At 53.0% G+C, this 18,599-nt stretch carries 18 protein-coding genes; all 18 read right to left on the bottom strand.

Going from position 1 to position 18,599, the window contains the following annotated elements; all coding sequences use genetic code 11:
* Nucleotides 1–306: 306 nt before the first annotated feature.
* The 18 genes from lysS to hpt all read right to left on the bottom strand — a co-directional run bounded on the left by lysS (nucleotide 307) and on the right by hpt (nucleotide 18,573).
* The gene (lysS, locus tag ACI48K_RS21430; protein WP_475029674.1) at nucleotides 307–1,806 is read right to left on the bottom strand and encodes a lysine--tRNA ligase; all 1,500 of its coding nucleotides are present in this window, start codon (nucleotides 1,804–1,806) and stop codon (nucleotides 307–309) included.
* 117 nt (nucleotides 1,807–1,923) lie between these two features.
* A complete protein-coding gene (greA, locus tag ACI48K_RS21425; RefSeq protein ID WP_475029673.1) occupies nucleotides 1,924–2,400 on the bottom strand; it encodes a transcription elongation factor GreA in 477 nt (158 codons plus the stop codon).
* A 369-nt stretch (nucleotides 2,401–2,769) separates the two neighbouring features.
* Nucleotides 2,770–3,771, bottom strand: coding sequence for a tRNA dihydrouridine synthase DusB (dusB, locus tag ACI48K_RS21420; RefSeq protein ID WP_475029672.1), 1,002 nt, complete (start codon nucleotides 3,769–3,771; stop codon nucleotides 2,770–2,772).
* Nucleotides 3,772–3,853: 82 nt separating this feature from the next.
* Nucleotides 3,854–4,060 (bottom strand): helix-turn-helix domain-containing protein, encoded by a 207-nt coding sequence (locus tag ACI48K_RS21415; RefSeq protein WP_475029671.1) that lies wholly within the window; start codon nucleotides 4,058–4,060, stop codon nucleotides 3,854–3,856.
* A complete protein-coding gene (gene folK / locus ACI48K_RS21410) occupies nucleotides 4,012–4,563 on the bottom strand; it encodes a 2-amino-4-hydroxy-6-hydroxymethyldihydropteridine diphosphokinase (protein WP_475029670.1) in 552 nt (183 codons plus the stop codon). Before folK ends, ACI48K_RS21415 begins: the two co-directional genes overlap by 49 nt.
* A gap of 7 nt (nucleotides 4,564–4,570) precedes the next feature.
* Nucleotides 4,571–4,933 (bottom strand): dihydroneopterin aldolase, encoded by a 363-nt coding sequence (gene folB / locus ACI48K_RS21405; RefSeq protein ID WP_475029677.1) that lies wholly within the window; start codon nucleotides 4,931–4,933, stop codon nucleotides 4,571–4,573.
* Between the two features lie 38 nt (nucleotides 4,934–4,971).
* A complete protein-coding gene (gene folP, locus ACI48K_RS21400; protein ID WP_475029669.1) occupies nucleotides 4,972–5,808 on the bottom strand; it encodes a dihydropteroate synthase in 837 nt (278 codons plus the stop codon).
* On the bottom strand, nucleotides 5,789–6,712 hold the full coding sequence (locus tag ACI48K_RS21395; protein ID WP_475029668.1) for an aminotransferase class IV: 924 nt from the start codon (nucleotides 6,710–6,712) through the stop codon (nucleotides 5,789–5,791). The genes folP and ACI48K_RS21395 overlap by 20 nt, the downstream gene beginning before the upstream one ends.
* Nucleotides 6,709–7,290, bottom strand: a complete 582-nt coding sequence (gene pabA, locus ACI48K_RS21390) for an aminodeoxychorismate/anthranilate synthase component II (protein WP_475029676.1) — start codon at nucleotides 7,288–7,290, stop codon at nucleotides 6,709–6,711. Before pabA ends, ACI48K_RS21395 begins: the two co-directional genes overlap by 4 nt.
* 5 nt (nucleotides 7,291–7,295) lie before the next feature.
* Nucleotides 7,296–8,834 (bottom strand): anthranilate synthase component I family protein, encoded by a 1,539-nt coding sequence (locus ACI48K_RS21385; protein WP_475029667.1) that lies wholly within the window; start codon nucleotides 8,832–8,834, stop codon nucleotides 7,296–7,298.
* Nucleotides 8,835–9,016: 182 nt separating this feature from the next.
* Complete coding sequence (gene cysK, locus ACI48K_RS21380) at nucleotides 9,017–9,955, bottom strand: cysteine synthase A (RefSeq protein ID WP_475029666.1); 939 nt, start codon at nucleotides 9,953–9,955, stop codon at nucleotides 9,017–9,019.
* Nucleotides 9,956–10,214: 259 nt separating this feature from the next.
* On the bottom strand, nucleotides 10,215–11,105 hold the full coding sequence (gene hslO / locus ACI48K_RS21375; protein WP_475029665.1) for an Hsp33 family molecular chaperone HslO: 891 nt from the start codon (nucleotides 11,103–11,105) through the stop codon (nucleotides 10,215–10,217).
* Nucleotides 11,106–11,249: 144 nt separating this feature from the next.
* Nucleotides 11,250–12,014, bottom strand: coding sequence for a type III pantothenate kinase (locus tag ACI48K_RS21370; protein ID WP_475029664.1), 765 nt, complete (start codon nucleotides 12,012–12,014; stop codon nucleotides 11,250–11,252).
* A 5-nt stretch (nucleotides 12,015–12,019) separates the two neighbouring features.
* On the bottom strand, nucleotides 12,020–12,886 hold the full coding sequence (gene nadC / locus ACI48K_RS21365) for a carboxylating nicotinate-nucleotide diphosphorylase (protein WP_475029663.1): 867 nt from the start codon (nucleotides 12,884–12,886) through the stop codon (nucleotides 12,020–12,022).
* A complete protein-coding gene (nadB, locus tag ACI48K_RS21360) occupies nucleotides 12,876–14,492 on the bottom strand; it encodes an L-aspartate oxidase (RefSeq protein ID WP_475029662.1) in 1,617 nt (538 codons plus the stop codon). Before nadB ends, nadC begins: the two co-directional genes overlap by 11 nt.
* 37 nt (nucleotides 14,493–14,529) lie before the next feature.
* Nucleotides 14,530–15,468, bottom strand: a complete 939-nt coding sequence (gene nadA, locus ACI48K_RS21355) for a quinolinate synthase NadA (protein WP_475029661.1) — start codon at nucleotides 15,466–15,468, stop codon at nucleotides 14,530–14,532.
* 330 nt (nucleotides 15,469–15,798) lie between these two features.
* Complete coding sequence (gene ftsH, locus ACI48K_RS21350) at nucleotides 15,799–17,931, bottom strand: ATP-dependent zinc metalloprotease FtsH (RefSeq protein WP_475029660.1); 2,133 nt, start codon at nucleotides 17,929–17,931, stop codon at nucleotides 15,799–15,801.
* Nucleotides 17,932–18,033: 102 nt separating this feature from the next.
* The gene (hpt, locus tag ACI48K_RS21345) at nucleotides 18,034–18,573 is read right to left on the bottom strand and encodes a hypoxanthine phosphoribosyltransferase (protein WP_475029659.1); all 540 of its coding nucleotides are present in this window, start codon (nucleotides 18,571–18,573) and stop codon (nucleotides 18,034–18,036) included.
* Nucleotides 18,574–18,599: the final 26 nt, after the last annotated feature.

The raw sequence follows: 18,599 nt of genomic DNA, 5'->3' as shown, positions 1-18,599 counted from the left end.
ACTCACTCGTTGTTCAGTTTTCAAAGATCAACTTCGTTTTTCTTCGTTACCGTTGTTTCAGCGGCAACTTTTATAATATATCATGTCCGGCGTTATTTAGCAAGCACTATTTTTGTGCGATTTCTAAGCTGACTGTAAATAACGCTTTCAATAACGACCGGATTTATAATATACCATCTTTCCCGCGCCCGCGCAAGCCATTTGCTTAATGTTTTTACTTCCAAATACGACCACCCCATAACGCCCCCCCGAAATAACAAAACAAGCCAGACCAAAGGCCCGGCTTGTCCATATAACATCTGCAGTTTAGCGCATATGCGGGAACAACAGAACGTCCCGAATCGAAGGTGAGTCGGTAAGCAGCATGACGAGACGGTCTACGCCAATCCCAAGTCCGCCGGTAGGCGGCATGCCGTATTCCAGCGAGCGAACAAAATCTTCGTCCATTTCATGGGCTTCGTCATTCCCGTGTTCACGCTCGAGCAGTTGAGCTTCAAAACGCTGCCGTTGATCGATCGGATCATTAAGCTCGGAAAATGCATTCGCATGCTCGCGAGCCACGATAAACAGCTCAAAACGGTCGGTAAAGCGCGGATCTTCTTCGTTTTTCTTGGCAAGCGGCGAGATTTCGACCGGATGACCATAGACAAAAGTAGGCTGGATCAGCGTCTCCTCCACGAATTGCTCAAAGAATGCGTTCAAAATATGCCCGAAGGTCATGTGCGGTTCCACCGGTACTTTATGTTCTTTAGCCAAACGGTGCGCTTCCTCGTCGCTCATTTGAACGGCAAAGTCTACGCCAGTGACTTCCTTAACCGCATCTACCATGGATACACGGCGCCACTGCGGAGTTAAATCGACTTCATGTCCTTGGTAGTGAACCACTTTCGTTCCCAGCACTTCCTGAGCGATATGAGCGATCAGATTTTCGGTCAACGCCATGATGTCCTTGTAATCCGCGTAGGCTTCATATAGCTCAATCATCGTAAATTCAGGATTATGGCGGGTCGAAATCCCTTCATTCCGGTAAACGCGGCCAATTTCATATACCTTTTCCAGGCCGCCGACAATAAGGCGTTTAAGATGCAGTTCAATGGCAATCCGCATGTAAAGCTGCATGTCCAGCGCATTATGATGAGTAATGAACGGACGGGCCGCCGCTCCGCCTGCGATATTATGCAAAGTCGGGGTTTCCACTTCCAGATACCCGAGCGAATCCAAATAACGGCGCATGGATTGAATGATTCGCGAGCGTTTGATAAAGGTCTGCTGCACTTCAGGATTCACGATTAAATCCACATAACGCTGACGGTAACGGAGTTCAACGTCCTTCAGCCCGTGGTATTTGTCCGGCAGCGGGTAAAGCGACTTGGAAAGAACCTCGATATCGGTAACTTTAATCGTCGTTTCACCCGTTTTGGTCTTAAAAACAACTCCGGTTACCCCGACGATATCGCCAAGATCCAGCACGTTGAACGCCGCATACTTGGTTTCAGGCACGCTGTCTTGACGCACATAAAGCTGAATTTTTCCGGACAGGTCCTGAATGTGCGCAAAGCTGGCTTTCCCCATGACGCGTTTGGCCATGATTCTCCCGGCAACCGAAACCTCGACATGCTTTTCGTCCAATTCCTCTTTGGTCAAGCTGTCATATTGCTGAATGATGTCTCCAGCCATATGCGTGCGAACGTACTTTTTGCCAAAAGGATCAATCCCCAGGCCTCGCAGCTCGTCCAATTTGTCGCGCCGAATTTGCAGCAGTTCGCTGATCTCGACGGTTTCCTGATTAGTAAGTTCCTCGCTCATTCCCGCTCCACTCCTTGCAGCATTATATTTGTTCAGACTAATCTTATTATAAAAGCCTGACATGAAACAGTGAAAGAAGCTTCCGCGGGGGAAGCTTCTTTAGTCGCTAATTCCGGCTTACTTCTTAATATCGACAATTTTATATTGAATCACGCCTGCCGGTACGCTTACGTCGACAATGGCGCCTTTTTTCTTCCCGAGAATAGCTTTGCCCACAGGGCTTTCATTGGAAATCTTATTCTGCAGCGGATCGGATTCCGCGGTGCCGACAATCGCGTATTCCATCGTATCGCCGAACTCCAGATCCTCAACCGTCACGGTCGACCCGATGCTCACCGTATCCGTGTCAATCTCGTCGTTGTTGATAATCCGTGCGTTACGCAGCATTTTCTCAAGAGTGATAATCCGTCCCTCGATAAAAGCCTGTTCGTTTTTGGCATCCTCGTACTCCGAGTTTTCGCTAATATCCCCGTAACCGATGGCGACCTTGATCCGTTCCGCAACTTCGCGGCGTTTTACGGATTTGAGGTTCTCCAGTTCTTCTTCCAGTCTCTTTAGACCATCCTGTGTAAGAATGACTTCTTTATCGCTCATCTCAACCGATTCTCCTGTCATGGAAATAATTTTCGCACTGTGCGCGCGCGATACCCGAGATTCCTTCCCGCCGCCGGAATTGAACTTCCCCGCTACTTTAAGAAAGGAACGTTGGGCCACCTGGCTCTCACTCATACGGTGTCCCAAGTTACCGCTGTGGCAACGGTCGTGAAAAATCACGCATCATTGAGAATATCATATGCAATCTTATGGAGGGGTCAGACCACCCCATATTGTGGAAGTTATCTCCTGTGGCGAATTTATACTGTGAAATTATAGGTGAACCACTCTCAAATGTCAATGACGCCCGATTTTTGAAATGTAAACGTTTCATGAAACCGCCTTTTTCCCAAATACCGGTTGATGCTTTTAGGCGGATTCGGCGTCTCGGGAAGGCTCCACAGACAGCTCGGCGACAAAATTCTCGAGAATCCGCACCATTTCATTGCGCTTAGTTTCTTCCATAATGGTGTCTTTCACTCGTGCTGCGCCTTTAAAGCCCTTCAAGTACCAGGCCAGATGCTTGCGCATTTCGCGTACCGCAACATGTTCGCCTTTGATCGCGGCAAGCCGGTCCATATGCAAAATGGCGATGCGGATTTTTTCCTCGGCAGGCGGCTCCGGAAGCAGAACTCCCGTCTTAAGGTACTCCACTGTGCGATACAGCATCCATGGATTACCGAGCGCACCGCGGCCGATCATCACGCCGTCGCAGCCGGTTAGATCCAGCATGCGTCTCGCATCTTCAGGCGTAGCGACATCGCCGTTTCCAATGACAGGGATCGATACGGCTTCCTTCGCTTGGCGGATATAATCCCAATCGGCCTTGCCGGTGTACAGCTGCTCGCGCGTACGGCCGTGCACGCTGATGGCTTTGCCGCCCGCCTGCTCAACCGCTTTGGCGTTGTCCACCACATAAATGTGTTCCGCATCCCAACCGATCCGCATTTTTACCGTTACCGGTTTACTTACGGCATCCACCACCGCGGACACCATTTCAAAAATTTTATTCGGTTCAAGCAGCCAACGTGCGCCGGCGTCGCATTTCGTCACTTTAGGCACGGGGCAGCCCATGTTGATATCAATGATATCGGCATTGGTCTCCTGGTCGACCACCTTGGCCGCCTCTACCAGAGACTCGCGGTCTCCGCCGAAAATTTGCAGGCTGAGCGGCTTCTCCCGCTCATCGACAAACAGCATTTCACGGGTCCGCTTGTTGCCGTGAATGATCGCTTTATCGCTGACCATCTCGGCGCAAACAAGCCCGGTGCCGAATTCCTTGGCAATCAGCCGGAATGCAGGATTGCATACGCCCGCCATCGGCGCGAGCACAACCTGGTTTTTCATTTCAATATCGCCGATCTTTAGCATGATGGTCCCTCCTAAAAGTTTTGTAAGCGTTACATCTTGACTCTACTTCGTACAAAACTTACATCGTAAGCATTGTATCCATCTATTCTTTCGACTTCAGCTCATCCACCGATACCCCGAGAACGGATGCAATTTTAGTTAAAATTTGATCTTCAATGCGTCGATTGCCCCGTTCGAGCGCCCCCAGCACGGCGAGCGATACGCCGGACTTCTCGGCAAGCCCTTGTTGGGTGTAGCCTTTCAGTTTTCGGAAAGCGCGGATGCGCTGGGCCAGTTGTTTGTTTTCCAAAAACGGACGCCTTCCTTTCCAGACACGGAATCCAGGGCAGCTTGGACACGCCCATACAATCCGGTTAATTCCCCTGTCGGAACGATCTCCGCCAGCGGTACCAACACAAATGCCCGTTCCATCATACGCGGGTGAGGCAGGATCAGTAAAGAGCTATTCATTTCCTTGCCTTCCATCCATAGTAAATCCAAATCAACGGTCCGCGGGCCAAACCGGATTTTGCGCTCCCGCCCCAGTCGAAGCTCGATCTCAAGCATGACGGTCAGCAGGGCCTCCGGATCCAGCGAAGTGCGAAGCGCTAGTGCCATATTCAAAAAACAAGGCTGATCAAGATATCCGACCGGATCCGTTTCATATAATGAGGAGCAGCGCAGCACCTCGATCCCAGGATGCTCGCCCAGCAAGGAGATCGCCTCCGTTAGAACGGCTTCCCGGTCTCCAAGATTGCCCCCTAAAGCAATATAAGCCTCTGATAAATCAGAGGGATGGGTCATATTCGTCATGAGCTTCTCACTTTCTCGACCTGTGCAGTTCCACCGTTACTCCTTCAAAATGAATATCAAATGGAGGGTGCGGCTTCGTCACTTTTACCGTTAACGCATCTATCATAGTATAAGTGTCCAATACGGAGGATGCAATACGCTCCCCAATCGCTTCGATTAACTTGAAGCTATCTCGCTCGACAATGTTTTTAACCAGCTCATGAATTTCGGCATAATTCACCGTTTTGGAAAGATCGTCGCTGCGGCCGGCTTCCTTTAAATCCATTTCTAACTCCAGATCGATAAAAAAACGCTGACCCAGCTTGCGCTCCTCCTCGAAAACTCCGTGGCAGCCGTAATATTCCATGCGGCGAAGCACCATTTTATCCATCATTCTCCCTCCTTTCCCTTTCAGTTCAGGTTCCTCGGTTATGCATACAAAATCGCGTCGCACATTTGCGCCGTTCGCTTCATCTCCTTGACGTCGTGAACGCGTACGATTTGACAGCCCTGAGCGATTCCCAGCGCAACCGTTGCCGCCGTGCCGAGCACGACCTCATCGACGGGCAGATCGAGCACCGTACGGATGAATCTTTTGCGCGAAGTCCCGAGCAGCAGCGGAAACCCTAATCCGGCCAGCCGGTCCAGCTCCCGCATGACATGCAAATTTTCACTGTAATCCTTGGCAAAACCGATCCCCGGATCCAGAATAATGCGGTCGTCCTTTACTCCGGCTGCCCGAACAAGGTTTACACTCTCCAGCAAGTCGGCTTCGATATCCCCCAAAAGGTCGTTGTAATCGCGATTGTCCCGGTTGTGCATCAAAATGACGGGGCACTCGAATTCCGCCGCCACCCCGGCCATACGGGAATCGGCCTTGCAGCCCCAAACATCGTTAATCATATGAGCCCCGGCCTTCAACGACTCCCGGGCAACCTGCGCCTTATACGTATCCACGGAAACCGGGAGTTGAGGAAACTCGCGATGAATCGCTTCGAGCACGGGGATCACCCGCTCCAGCTCTTCCTGCTCTCCAACCGGCTCGTGCCCGGGCCGCGTCGATTCGCCGCCGACATCGATCAGATCGGCTCCGTCCCGAATCATTTGCTCCGTATGACGGAGAGCTTGCTCAATGCTATTATAACGGCCGCCATCGGAAAAAGAGTCCGGCGTGACGTTCAGTATCCCCATCACCAATGTCCGTTCCCCCAGCGTCAGTATGCTGTCGCCACAGCGGTAACTCCGTTTATATAATGTCGGATGCACGTGATACCCCCGCTTTCTCTCTGTAGTCCCGTAGCAACATTCGCGTGATCGGCCCAATGCTTCCGTTCCCAACTGTCCGGCCGTCTGTACTCGCACTAACCAATCTGGTTACCGGCGTCAGCTCCTGGATGGAATTCGTCATGAACACCTCATCCGCTTCCAGCAGACGTTCCCAAGCGTAACATCCCTCTTGGGCAGCCAGTCCATGAGCAGCGGCCAGCTCCAGAACCAAGGCCCGGGTGATTCCCGGCAAAATGCCGGTTTCAATCCCCGGCGTATACAGCTTCCCGCCCAGGATAAAAAACAAATTGCTGACGATCCCCTCGGCAAGCCATCCTTCCGAGGTCAGCATCAAGCCTTCTACGGCTCCATCATATCCGGATAATTCGCCTGACGCCCGCCGCTCAAATTCAGCCAGCTCGCGCCTCGCCAAAATGTTGTTCATATAGTGCAGCGATTTAAAGCGAATATCGCCTTCCGGCGTATTTCGCCGCGTTTCAAGCCGCACCAGCGCTTTCCCCCGGGAATACTGCCAGGCGGGCGGACTAGGCAGCGGCTTCACGTAAAGGATAACGGACGGTTCGGTATAATCGCTGGCAGGGAGCCCCAAAGGGCCTTGGCCCGCCGAAACCGTGAGCCGGATATATCCGTCGGTCAAGCCGTTAAGCCTAAGCAGCTCCGCGATCTCCCGCGATAACCGCTCCTTATCGGCGTCGTAACGAATGCCAAGCGTCCGGCAGGCCGACCGAAGCCGTTCCAAATGCCTTTCCAGTACAAAAGGACGGCCGCCATATGTACGGAAAGTCTCGAATAAGCCCATTCCGTACATGAAGCCGTGATCCATTACGGATATCACGGCTTCGGCTGCAGGAGTAGGCACTCCATTGACTCCAAGGATGTTCATGCCCGCGCTTCCGTCGTCCGGTTCAGAAAGTTGGACAGAATTTGATGCCCATGATCGGTAATGATCGATTCGGGGTGGAATTGAACCCCTTCTACGGCGTATTCCTTGTGGCGCAGCCCCATAATTTCGCCTTCCTCGGTCTCGGCGGTAATCTCCAGGCAGTCCGGAAGGCTCTCTCTTTCAACGATCAGAGAATGATACCGCGTTGCGGTAAAAGGCGACGGCAAACCGGAGAAAACCGATTCTCCGTGATGGTGGATCGGCGACGTTTTCCCGTGCATCAGCCGTTCTGCCCGAATAACTTTACCGCCAAAGGCTTGACCAATGGCCTGATGGCCCAAACAAACGCCGAAAATCGGAATAACGCCTTTGAAATGCTCGATCAGCTCCAGAGTAATTCCCGCTTCATTTGGCGTGCAGGGTCCCGGAGAAATCAAAATATGGTCGGGCTTCATCAACTCAATGCCCTTGAGGTCAATTTCGTCGTTCCGGCGGACAGTGACATCCTCTCCAAGCTCGCCCAAATACTGCACGAGGTTATACGTAAACGAATCGTAATTATCGATCACCAGTATCAATCGTTTCATCTCCTGTCCGGCGCCTTGCCGTGCAGATCCTCGCTTCTTCGGACCGCCATGGCGATGGCTTTGGCTTTATTGTGGCTTTCCTTGTATTCGCGATAGGGAACCGAATCGATGACGATCCCTGCTCCCGATTGAATGTATCCAAATCCGTCTTTCACGACCAGTGTTCGTATAATAATATTTAATTCCATATTCCCGCTATAGTCAATCCACCCCATCGCTCCCGTGTAGGGGCCCCGGGTGACCGGTTCCAGTTCCTCAATGATTTCCATCGTGCGCACCTTCGGCGCCCCGGTGATGGTTCCGCCGGGAAATACCGCGGCAATCACGTCATAGGGCGTTTTCTCGGCCGAAAGATGCGCGTTAACCTCGGAAACGAGATGCATCACATGCGAGTAGTATTCAACGCAAAATAGCTCGCTCACCCGTACCGATCCATATTCCGCCACCCGTCCCAAATCATTGCGCAGCAAGTCCACGAGCATGATATGCTCGGCCCGTTCTTTTTCATTGCTGCGGAGTTCCTCCTCCATCTGCGCCTCTTCCTCGGGCGTACGTCCCCGGCGTCTGGTCCCGGCGATCGGCCGGGTGCTGATTCGCCCCTGCTCCAGCTTAACCAGCAACTCGGGGGAAGCGGATACCAGCTGAAAATCGGGAAAACGGAGCAGCCCCATATAAGGTGAAGGGTTTACCAGCCTAAGCTGCTCGTACACCTGCTCGGGGGACGACTTCATCGGAATGGCCTGCCGGAGCGACAGATTGACCTGAAACACATCCCCGGCACCGATGTATTCCTGAACCCGGCGCACCGCCGCTTCAAAACCGGCCTGATTCAAGGTTTCGGCATAGGCGGTTTCCCTTAGCGCCGATTCGGTACCTACTGTTCGACGGCCGCCGGGATCAACGACCTCCGCTTCGGCGAGGATAATCTCGTCCCATAGCGCAGCCATTTGCCCGGCTCTCAGTCCGGCCTCCCGATATAACGCCTGCCAATCGCTATCTTTGTCACACGAACAATGGACAACGCAGTACATTTCGCCCTGCTGCTGATCAACCACCCATATCTCTTCAAAACGCATCCAGACAAAGTCGTCCAGCCCAAGATCGTCCTCGGCCAGCTTAGGCAGCCGCTCCAGCGATCGAACCACATCGTACCCGAAGAACCCGACGGCCCCTCCGCTAAATTTAGGCAGTCCGTGAACCGAGGGAGACCTGAAGGGCGCGAGCCATTCCCGAAGCACCTCCAGCGGTTTTCCCCATACCTGCGTGTCCGAGCCTGCCCCTTTCCTCAGATCCCGCATGACTGCCGCATTCCCTTTTCCGCGAATCACGGAAACCGGAGTAAGCCCCAGAAAAGTGTACCGCCCGTTTTTTCCGCTCTCCAACACGAAGGAATATTCCCCGGCTTGTTCCCAAGCCTTGCGCCAATCTTTGGGCAACCCGCCGGTAAGCCTGTATTTTGCGGCAAAGGGAAGCATCGTCCAATTCTCTTCGCTTATCCACTGTTCCCACTGCTTTTCCTCAATGACCGTTTCCATTCCCCGTAAATAAACCCCCAGCCTTGTTAATTCAACTTGCTAGCTAGTATACTAAAATTTTTATCTATTTGAAAATCCCCAAAATAACAAACCCCCACCGAGTTCTTTAAGAACAACGATGGGGGTCGTGCCCAATCTCCCTCCACAGGAGATCATGAATTTATCCGTGCAGCGTATTCGAATTAAGCTTCGAAGTTGTACAGCGGCGTGCTAAGGTAACGTTCGCCGTTACTTGGGATGACGGCTACGACACGTTTGCCTTTGCCGAGTTCCTTGGCAACCTTCAGTGCGGCAAATACGGCCGCGCCGGAGGAAATCCCGGACAGGATGCCCTCTTGCTTCGCAACGATCCGCGCTTGTTCGAACGCTTCGTCATTTTCGACATGGATGATCTCGTCATAGATTTCACGGTTCAAAATTTCCGGGATGAAGTTTGGTCCCAAGCCTTGAATTTTGTGCGGGCCTGGTTTGCCGCCGGCCAAAATCGGGGATGCCGCCGGTTCAACTGCGTAAATTTTGATATCCGGGAAGTTTTTCTTCAGCACTTCGCCTGCGCCGCTGATCGTACCGCCCGTGCCGATCCCGGCAACGAACGCGTCCAGTTTGCCGTCCAGGGATTGAATCGCTTCAACGATTTCCGGACCGGTCGTTTCGCGGTGAATTTTAACGTTGGCCTGGTTTCTGAATTGATCGGCCAGGAAATAATCAGGATGAGCGGCCAAAATTTCTTCGGATTTCTTAACCGCACCGTTCATGCCTTCGGCACCCGGCGTCAATACCAGCTCGGCACCGTAAGCGCGCAGCAGGTTTCTACGTTCAATGCTCATCGTTTCGGGCATGACGATCACCGCTTTGTAGCCTTTAGCCGCGGCTACCATAGCCAACCCGATCCCGGTGTTGCCGGAAGTCGCTTCGATAATGGTGCCGCCCGGTTTAAGCTTGCCGGCTTTTTCCGCTTCTTCCACAATGCTGAGAGCAATCCGGTCTTTTACGCTGGAGCCCGGGTTTTGGTATTCCAACTTCACGTAGATTTCCGCACTGTCTTCCGGAACGATCCGGTTCAAACGGACAAGCGGCGTGCCGCCAATCAGATCTGTTACGTTGTTCACGATTTTTGCCATATTAATGATCCTCCTTTAGGATAAAAAATACTATAAAACGGAAAAGCCATGTAAGCTGAAATCATCAAGGTTTTAATTATTAAAATTCTCAATTTGTCGCGCTTTCATTTATATCCGAGTAATTAAGTCGGTTTTCTACTTATTATCTTAGCAACTCCTTTAATCGTTGTCAAGAAAGGGCATAAAAATACTTTGCTTTCCGGGACTTCTCCCAAATCGCAAAGTATCGAAGGTTCTTGTTCAATTTATATAGGTTTCATTATTTCTCGGTCTGCTCAATGAGCCGGTCGAGCTCTCCATCCGTAAATACATAGGCCTCATTGCAGAAATCGCAAATGACCTCGGCCTCTTTACCTTCATCGCGCAGTTCGGTCAGTTCCTTTTTCCCCAAACTGATCAACGTGCGCTCCACGCGCTCGCGCGAACAGCTGCAGGAAAATACAATGTCGATCTCTTCAAGCACCTTTACGTCCGGCACAATCCAGCGGAGCATTTCGTCGAGCTCCAGGCCTTGGTCCAGCAGAGCCGTTACCGGCGGAAGCGAACCGATCGCCCGCTCGATGGCGTCGATCTCGCTGTCGCTAAGCCCCGGCAGCAGTTGGATGATAAAGCCTCCCGCCACGATGACGGAGGAATCCGTGTCCACCAATACGCCAAGCCCCACTGCGGACGGGGTCTGTTCCGAAACGGCGAAGTAATAGGTAAAATCTTCGCCAAGCTCGCCCGAAATCAGCGGAACGCTGCCGCGGTACGGCTCTTTCAGACCGAGATCCTTGGTCACATGGATAAAGCCGGTCGTTCCGACCGCTCCGGCAACATCGAGCTTACCTTTACTGTTGCTTGGCAGATGAACATGGGGATTTTTCACATAACCCCTAACTTCGCCTTTGGCATTTGCGTCCGCCACGATCTGGCCAACCGGACCATCGCCTTTGACTTGAATCGTCAGTTTTTCCTCGCCCTTCAGCATGGCTCCCATCATGGCCGCCGCAGTCACGGTTCTCCCCAGCGCAGCCGTCGTCGTCGGGTACGTGTCATGACGGCGGCGCAGTTCCTCCACAAGCTGGGTCGTCCGGACGGCAAAAGCTCGCACTTTCCCATCCATGGCGGTGCCGCGGATCAAACGGTCTTTCTTCACTTCTTGTTCCATAAATCCGAACACCTCCCTGTGCTTTATAATCTAATCTCTCTATATAGATTGAACCAAAAATTAAATACGTATAGTGGCCAGCCGTGTGAAATATTCTTTCGATCGCTGTTGTTCACAGTATATCCATCTTGCAGAACGGCAAAATTACTGATTACGCTCGTAAATGATGCGCAGACCTTCCAGCGTAAGCTGGGAATTCACTTCCTCGATCGACTTCGTCTCACTAGCGATAAGTTCGGCCAATCCGCCGGTTGCTATCACCTTCGGTTCGGCGTTCATTTCGCGGCGAATCCGCTCGACGATGCCGTCCACCTGCCCAGCGTAGCCGAAAATAATCCCCGCCTGCATCGCATGTACGGTGTTGCGGCCGATGACCTTTTTCGGCTTCTCGAGCTCGATGCGCGGCAGTTTGGACGCCCGTTGGTAGAGCGCTTCGGTGGAAATCCCGATGCCCGGCACGATCGCTCCGCCGAGATAGTTCCCCTGCGCATCGACGCAATCGAAAGTCGTAGCCGTACCGAAGTCGACGACGACCAGAGGCCCACCATACTGCTCAATGGCAGCGACGGCGTTGACGATCCGGTCGGCTCCGATTTCCCGCGGATTCTCGTAACGCAAATTGAGGCCGGTTTTAATCCCCGGTCCAACGACTAGCGGTTTATGACGCAAATATTTCACGCACAGTTCCTCCAGCACATGCATCAGCGGCGGAACTACCGAAGAGATAATAACCCCTTCAATTTCATCGACGACAATACCGGACATATGAAACAGGTTATGAATCAGGACGCCGTATTCGTCGACCGTCGCTTGGCGGTTGGTGCCGATCCGGAAATGATGCAGCAGCTCACGCTTCCTGTATATGCCGAGCACGATATTGGTATTGCCTACATCGACCACAAGGAACATGGCCTTTAACCCTCCTTCTTGGCACCGAGATCGAGGCTGATATCCAGACTCTCAAAAGAATAGGTCAGGCGTCCGACCGAAATGATATCGACGCCCGTTTCCGCAATCCCGCGGATCGTCGCCAGCGATACATTGCCGGAAGCCTCCACCTTGACGTGCGGAGCCTTGGCTTTAATCCGTCTGACGGCTTCCTTCATCACATCGGGAGCCATGTTGTCCAGCATAATGATATCGGCGCCGGCCGCCAAAGCTTCTTCAACCTGCTCCAGATTTTCCGTTTCAACCTCGATCGTCATCGTATGCGGAATGTTCGCACGGGCGCGGCTGACCGCCGGAGTAATGCCGCCCGCTCCTTTAATATGATTATCCTTGATCATCACGGCGTCGTACAGTCCAAAGCGGTGGTTGGCGCCTCCACCGGTGCGAACCGCATACTTCTCCAGCATCCGGTGACCCGGCGTTGTTTTGCGCGTATCCACAAGGCGCGTAGGCAAGCCCCCCAGCGCATCGACAAAAACCCGGGTGCGCGTGGCGATGCCGGATAAACGCTGCAGTAAATTCAAAGCGAGCCGTTCGCCGGTAAGAATGCTGTGTGTGCTGCCCTCCACTTGAGCCAGCACCGTTCCTTTGGCGACCTTTTCTCCGTCATGCACGAACGGGGTAAATACCAGGGCCGGGTCCACAACCTCGAACACCAACTGAGCTACCGGCACGCCGGCAATGATTCCGTCCTGTTTGGCGTGAATAATCCCTTTGGATTCATGTCCGGCAGGAATCGTCACTCCGGTCGTCACGTCGCCGGAGCCGACATCCTCCTTCAGCCAGCCGCGAATCGACTCGACCAATCCTTCGTTATATCCGTTAAACATCATCGCTAACTTCCTCCAACGTTCCTTTTTCGCGCTGCCGCAAAATATGCTTGCGCCAATGGACGTCATCCCGCTCCGTGAAATCCTCGCGATAGTGGCCGCCTCGGCTTTCCTCCCGGATCAGCGCGGATTCGGCCAGCAGTGTGGCGCAAGTCAGCAGGTTCGCGTATTCCCACTGTTCCCGCGTATTCAGAACTTTTTCAAAAATCGGATGCTGACGTCGCAGTTCTTCAAGTCCCTTGGTCAAGCCTTGCTCCGTCCGCCGCAGCCCAACCCGGCGCACCATCGTTTTCTGCAGTTCAAGACGGCGTTCGATGATCTGGGAAGGAGCCGGTTCATGTCGTCCGGCCGAGAATGAAATACCTTTCCCCGTCTTCTCAAGAGGCGAAAGCGTACGAATCCGTTCGATGATTCGGCGGCCGAATACGAGCGCTTCGGACAGCGAATTGCTCGCCAACCGGTTAGCGCCGTGCACCCCTGTCGAGGACACTTCGCCGCAGGCGAATAAACGTTCAACGCTTGTCTCGCCATGAAGCCCCGTACGAACGCCTCCCATCATATAATGCGCAGCCGGAGCGACCGGAATCCAATCGGTAGTCATATCCAGCCCATAACCGATACAAGTCTCGTAAATCGTAGGGAACCGGTGCTTGATTACTTCCGGGTCCTCATGCGTAATGTCCAAATAGACAATGCTGGCCCCGGTCGCTTCCATCTCGTCGACGATCGCCCTGGCCACGATGTCCCGCGGCGCCAATTCAAGAAGCTCATGGTATTTTTCCATGAATCGTTCACCTTTAATGTTCCGCAGGATCGCTCCTTCCCCGCGTACCGCTTCGGAGATCAGGAAACGGGGAGCTCCGGGATAGCATAGGGAAGTCGGATGAAATTGCAGAAACTCCATATCCCGGATCAGCGCGCCCGCGCGATACGCCATCGCAACGCCGTCGCCGGTCGCCACTTCGGGATTGGTCGTATACCGGTATAATTGCCCCGCTCCGCCCGAGCACAGGATCGTCGCCTGGCCGCGCAAAAAGACGCGCTGTCCATTCGGTTTTTGCACCAAAGCCCCCAAGCATTCATTGTTCTCGGTGATCAAGTCGATTACGTAATGGTTATCCCAAATTTCGATATTATGATGAGCCGCTACCTGCTCCGACAAAGCCCGGACGATTTCATATCCGGTTGCGTCGCCGTTGGCGTGCAAAATGCGCCGATGACTGTGCGCTCCCTCCTTGGTCAGCGCCAGCTCGCCGTCTTCCAAATCAAATGCCGTTCCGAGCGTGATTAGTTCCTTAACCCGGGCCGGGCCTTCGTTCACGAGGATATCGACCGATTGGGAGGAGCATAATCCGGCCCCGGCCAGCAGCGTATCCTGGCGATGGTACTCGGGAGAGTCGTCCTCCGAAATAACGGCGGCTATTCCCCCCTGCGCATATCTCGTATTGCTTTCCAGCAGCGCCTTTTTGGTAATCATAATCACGCGGTGGTCTTCACTTGCTTTTATCGCGGTATATAAACCGGCAATCCCCGATCCGATCACAATCACGTCCGTGTCTACGACGGGCAGCTTGCCCAAATCGAAATCAATCAAATATTGTGGAATCATGAGTCGTCACCTGTCTTGAACAAGAGAGTAGCGCATACTACTTGACTTGCAGCATGCGCTCTAAGGAAACTCTGGCTTTGTCGGCTACGACAGGCGGCACGTAGATTTGTGGCTGCATCGTTTCCAGGCATTTGACCAGCTTCTTGAGATTATTGACTTTCATATTCGGGCATACCAGATATTTCGTGGCAAAATGGAACTCTTTATCCGGGCTGTCTTTCCGCAGTTGATATCCCGTTCCGTCCTCCGTACCAACGATAAATTCCTTGTGCGGCGAATTTCTGCAGTATTCCAAAATCCCCGTGGTGCTGCCTACGTAATCGCCCATCGCCACCACTTCCGGACGGCATTCCGGATGGACGACAAACTCGGCGTTCGGATATTTCGCCTTCATCTCCACGACATCTTTGATGGTCAGCATATCATGCGTATTGCAGTATCCTTCCCAGATGATCAGCTTCTTGTCGGTGTGCTGCTGCACGTAATGGCCCAGGTTTTTGTCCGGCACCCAGATGATCTCGTCGGCGTCGACGGAGTTGATCACCTTCACCGCGTTAGAAGAGGTGCAGCAGATATCCGTCTCCGCTTTGATCTCCGCCGAAGAGTTGATATACGTTACCACTTTGGCGTTCGGATGCTGCGCCTTGAGCTTTCTGAGACCGTCGACGTTAACCATGTCCGCCATCGGGCAGCCCGCCCGTTCGTCGGGAATCAGTACGGTTTTGTTCGGAGCCAGAATTTTGGCGCTTTCGCCCATAAAATGAACGCCGCAGAAAACGATCGTTTCCGCATCCGTTTGCGCGGCTTTTTGGGCAAGCAGAAAAGAGTCGCCCCGAAAATCGGCAACCTCCTGAACTTCGTCGCGCTGATAGTAATGCGCCAAAATGATCGCATTGCGCTCTTTCTTAAGCTGAAGCAGCTTCTCCCGCAGCTCGCGGTTCATCTCCGCCTTCCGCTCCAGTGCTTGAGCCTCCACTTGTTTTTCCTCCCCCTTATGCGCCCCCCCGGCCGGCAAGCCGCGGGTTCTCTCTAGTTGCGCCTATGGCGCCTGTCTTTATGGCAATCCTGCGTGAAACGGCAAGAACGTATTAAATTTCACACGGTGTTTAACACCTAATTTACACAAGGTGAAAGGCACTGTCAATGAGCCGGAGCAGTCATAAATGCGGCATTTCCCTTTTATTTCGAGGCCAATTGCATCGTTTCCGGCTTTCCTGAACATTTAAAATTTGAATCAATCACAAAAAATCCACGGTCAAAAAAATCCGGGAAACGCATTCGTTTCCCGGATTCACTTCCTATCGAATTAAACGGTTGGCGTATTCCCGCCATTTCCCGTTCCTTGGTCATCGGAGTCGTCGCGGTGTTCCGGCCCCGCCGGAGCATCGCTAACAGTTCCTTCTGGAGCGTCCACCACCGGATCGTTCGTACGATCGGTTGCCGTTCCGCCCGGAACATCATTCGGAATATCGCCGACCGTTCCGGACGTAGGAGCCGGATCTTCGGTTTTTCCTTGGATGCGAACGCGAACTTCACCGATGTTATCAACAATTGGTTCGCCCGGTTCCGATGAACCGCCGCTGTCGCCTTTCGGTCCGTTTCCATCGATGGAACCATGCTCGATCAGGTTTTTGATCTGTTCGAGTTCCAGGGTTTCCACTTCAAGCAGCGTTTCGGCAATAAGGTGAACTTCCTTGGTGTGCTCGATCAGCAAGTTCTTACAACGTTCATAGGATTCGGTGATGAACCGCTGCATTTCTTGGTCGATCTCGTAAGCGATTTGATCGCTGTAATTTTGTTCATGGCCGATATCGCGGCCCAGGAACACTTGACCTTGCGAGGTGCCGAACTGCATCGGCCCGAGCTTCTCGCTCATCCCATATTCCACGATCATGCTGCGCACGATGCTTGTGGCTTGCTGGAAGTCGCTGTACGCGCCGGTGCCGATCTCGCCGATGAACAGCTCTTCGGACACCCGGCCGCCCAAGAGACCGGTAACCCGATCCAGCAGCTCGTTCTTCGTCGCCAGCATGCGGTCTTCCTTCGGCAGCATGATGACGTACCCGCCTGCGCGGCCGCGCGGAATAATGGTAACCTTATGCACCATATCGGCGTGCTCCAGGAAGTAACCTACGATCGTGTGGCCGGCTTCGTGGAAAGCGACAATCCGTTTCTCGCGGTCGCTGATGACGCGGCTGCGTTTCTCGGTACCGACGATGACACGGTCGATCGCTTCGTCGACTTCGCGCATGGAGATATCTTTCCGGTTCCGGCGGGCCGCGAGGAGAGCCGCTTCGTTAAGCAGATTTTCCAGATCGGCGCCGGTGAATCCGGTTGTGCGTTTTGCAATGACGTCAAGCTTCACGTCTTTGGTGAGCGGTTTGTTCCGCGCATGTACGCGCAGCACCGCTTCGCGGCCTTTGACATCCGGACGGTCGACCGTAATTTGACGGTCAAAACGTCCCGGGCGAAGCAAGGCCGGGTCAAGAATATCCGCACGGTTCGTTGCGGCGATGATGATGATGCCTTCGTTGCCGCCGAAACCGTCCATTTCTACGAGCAATTGGTTGAGCGTTTGTTCGCGTTCGTCATGTCCGCCGCCGAGTCCGGCGCCGCGCTGACGTCCCACGGCATCAATTTCATCGATGAAAATGATACATGGAGCGTTTTTCTTGGCGTTTTCGAACAAATCCCGCACACGGGAAGCACCGACCCCGACGAACATTTCCACAAAGTCGGAACCGGAAATACTGAAGAACGGAACTCCGGCTTCACCTGCAACTGCGCGAGCCAGGAGCGTTTTACCTGTTCCCGGAGGACCTACGAGCAGAACGCCCTTCGGAATCCGAGCGCCCACGGCGGAGAACTTCCGCGGATCCTTCAGGAATTCAACGACTTCGACAAGCTCCTGCTTCTCTTCGTCGGCTCCCGCAACGTCTTCGAACGTAACCTTCTTCTTCTCCTCGTTATAGAGGCGAGCCCGGCTCTTGCCGAAGTTCATCACTTTGCCGCCGCCGCCCTGCGCCTGGTTAAACAGGAAGAAGAACAGGACGAACATAATGGCCAGCGGCACAATGGATGTGAGCAGCGTCAGCCAAATGCTTTCTCCCTGCATTCTTTTCCAATTGAGCTCAAAACCGTTCTTTTGACTGAGATCCGTAATTTCCTTAAGTACGTTCTCATCATAAGGAATATAGGTGGAGAAGTTTTTCGTCTTCTCGCCGCCTACCGCTTCTTTATACTTACCGGTGATCAGATAAGCGCCACCGTCCAGCTTACCGGTGATTTCAGCAACATTGTTATTTTGCAATTGCTGACGCAATTCATCATACCTAGGGGTGACGGTTGTCTCTTGTCCGTTGTTGAGGAATTGGACGATGCCCACCACGACTAAGAAAAGTATCAAATAAAAACCAGAATTCCGGATGAACCGACTCATCCCCTACCTCCTCTCAAAAACCTTAAGTTATTTTACCATAGCCGCTCACGCCTTTTCAAAAAAAGCGGGGGGTGGTCCTTCGGCCCATACCGGCCGGCGAAATCAGCTTGTGTAAATTTCCGGCTTCAGCACCCCGATGTAAGGGAGGTTGCGGTATTTTTCGGCATAATCCAGTCCATAACCGACGACAAAAGCGTCGGGTAGAACGAATCCCGATAAATCGGCTTCCAGGTTTACTGTCCGCCGCGCCGGTTTGTCAAACAGCGTGACGATTTTTACGGATTTCACTTTACGCCGTTCCAGCACATCGACCAGGTAGCTGAGCGTCAGCCCGCTGTCGATAATATCCTCTACGATCAGGATGTCGCGTCCTTCGACGGAGCTGTCCAGATCCTTGATAATCTTCACTTCGCCGGAAGACCGGGTCGAGGCGCCATAACTGGACACCGCCATGAAATCCAGCTCGATCGGGACCGTAATTTCCTTGACCAGATCCGCCATGAAAATAAACGCGCCCTTCAGAATGCAGATCACGAGCGGATTGCGCCCCTCGTACTCCTTGCTGATCTGTTTTCCAAGCTCGACAACCTTCTCCTGTATCTGTTCCTTCGAGATCAAAATTTCCTGAATATCGTTTTGCAAAATAAGTAAACCTCCTACGTTATACT

The organism is Paenibacillus terrisolis, assembly GCF_056171975.1.
Note: the sequence above shows the minus strand (reverse complement) of the source record. Positions and strands in the feature narration are given on the sequence as shown.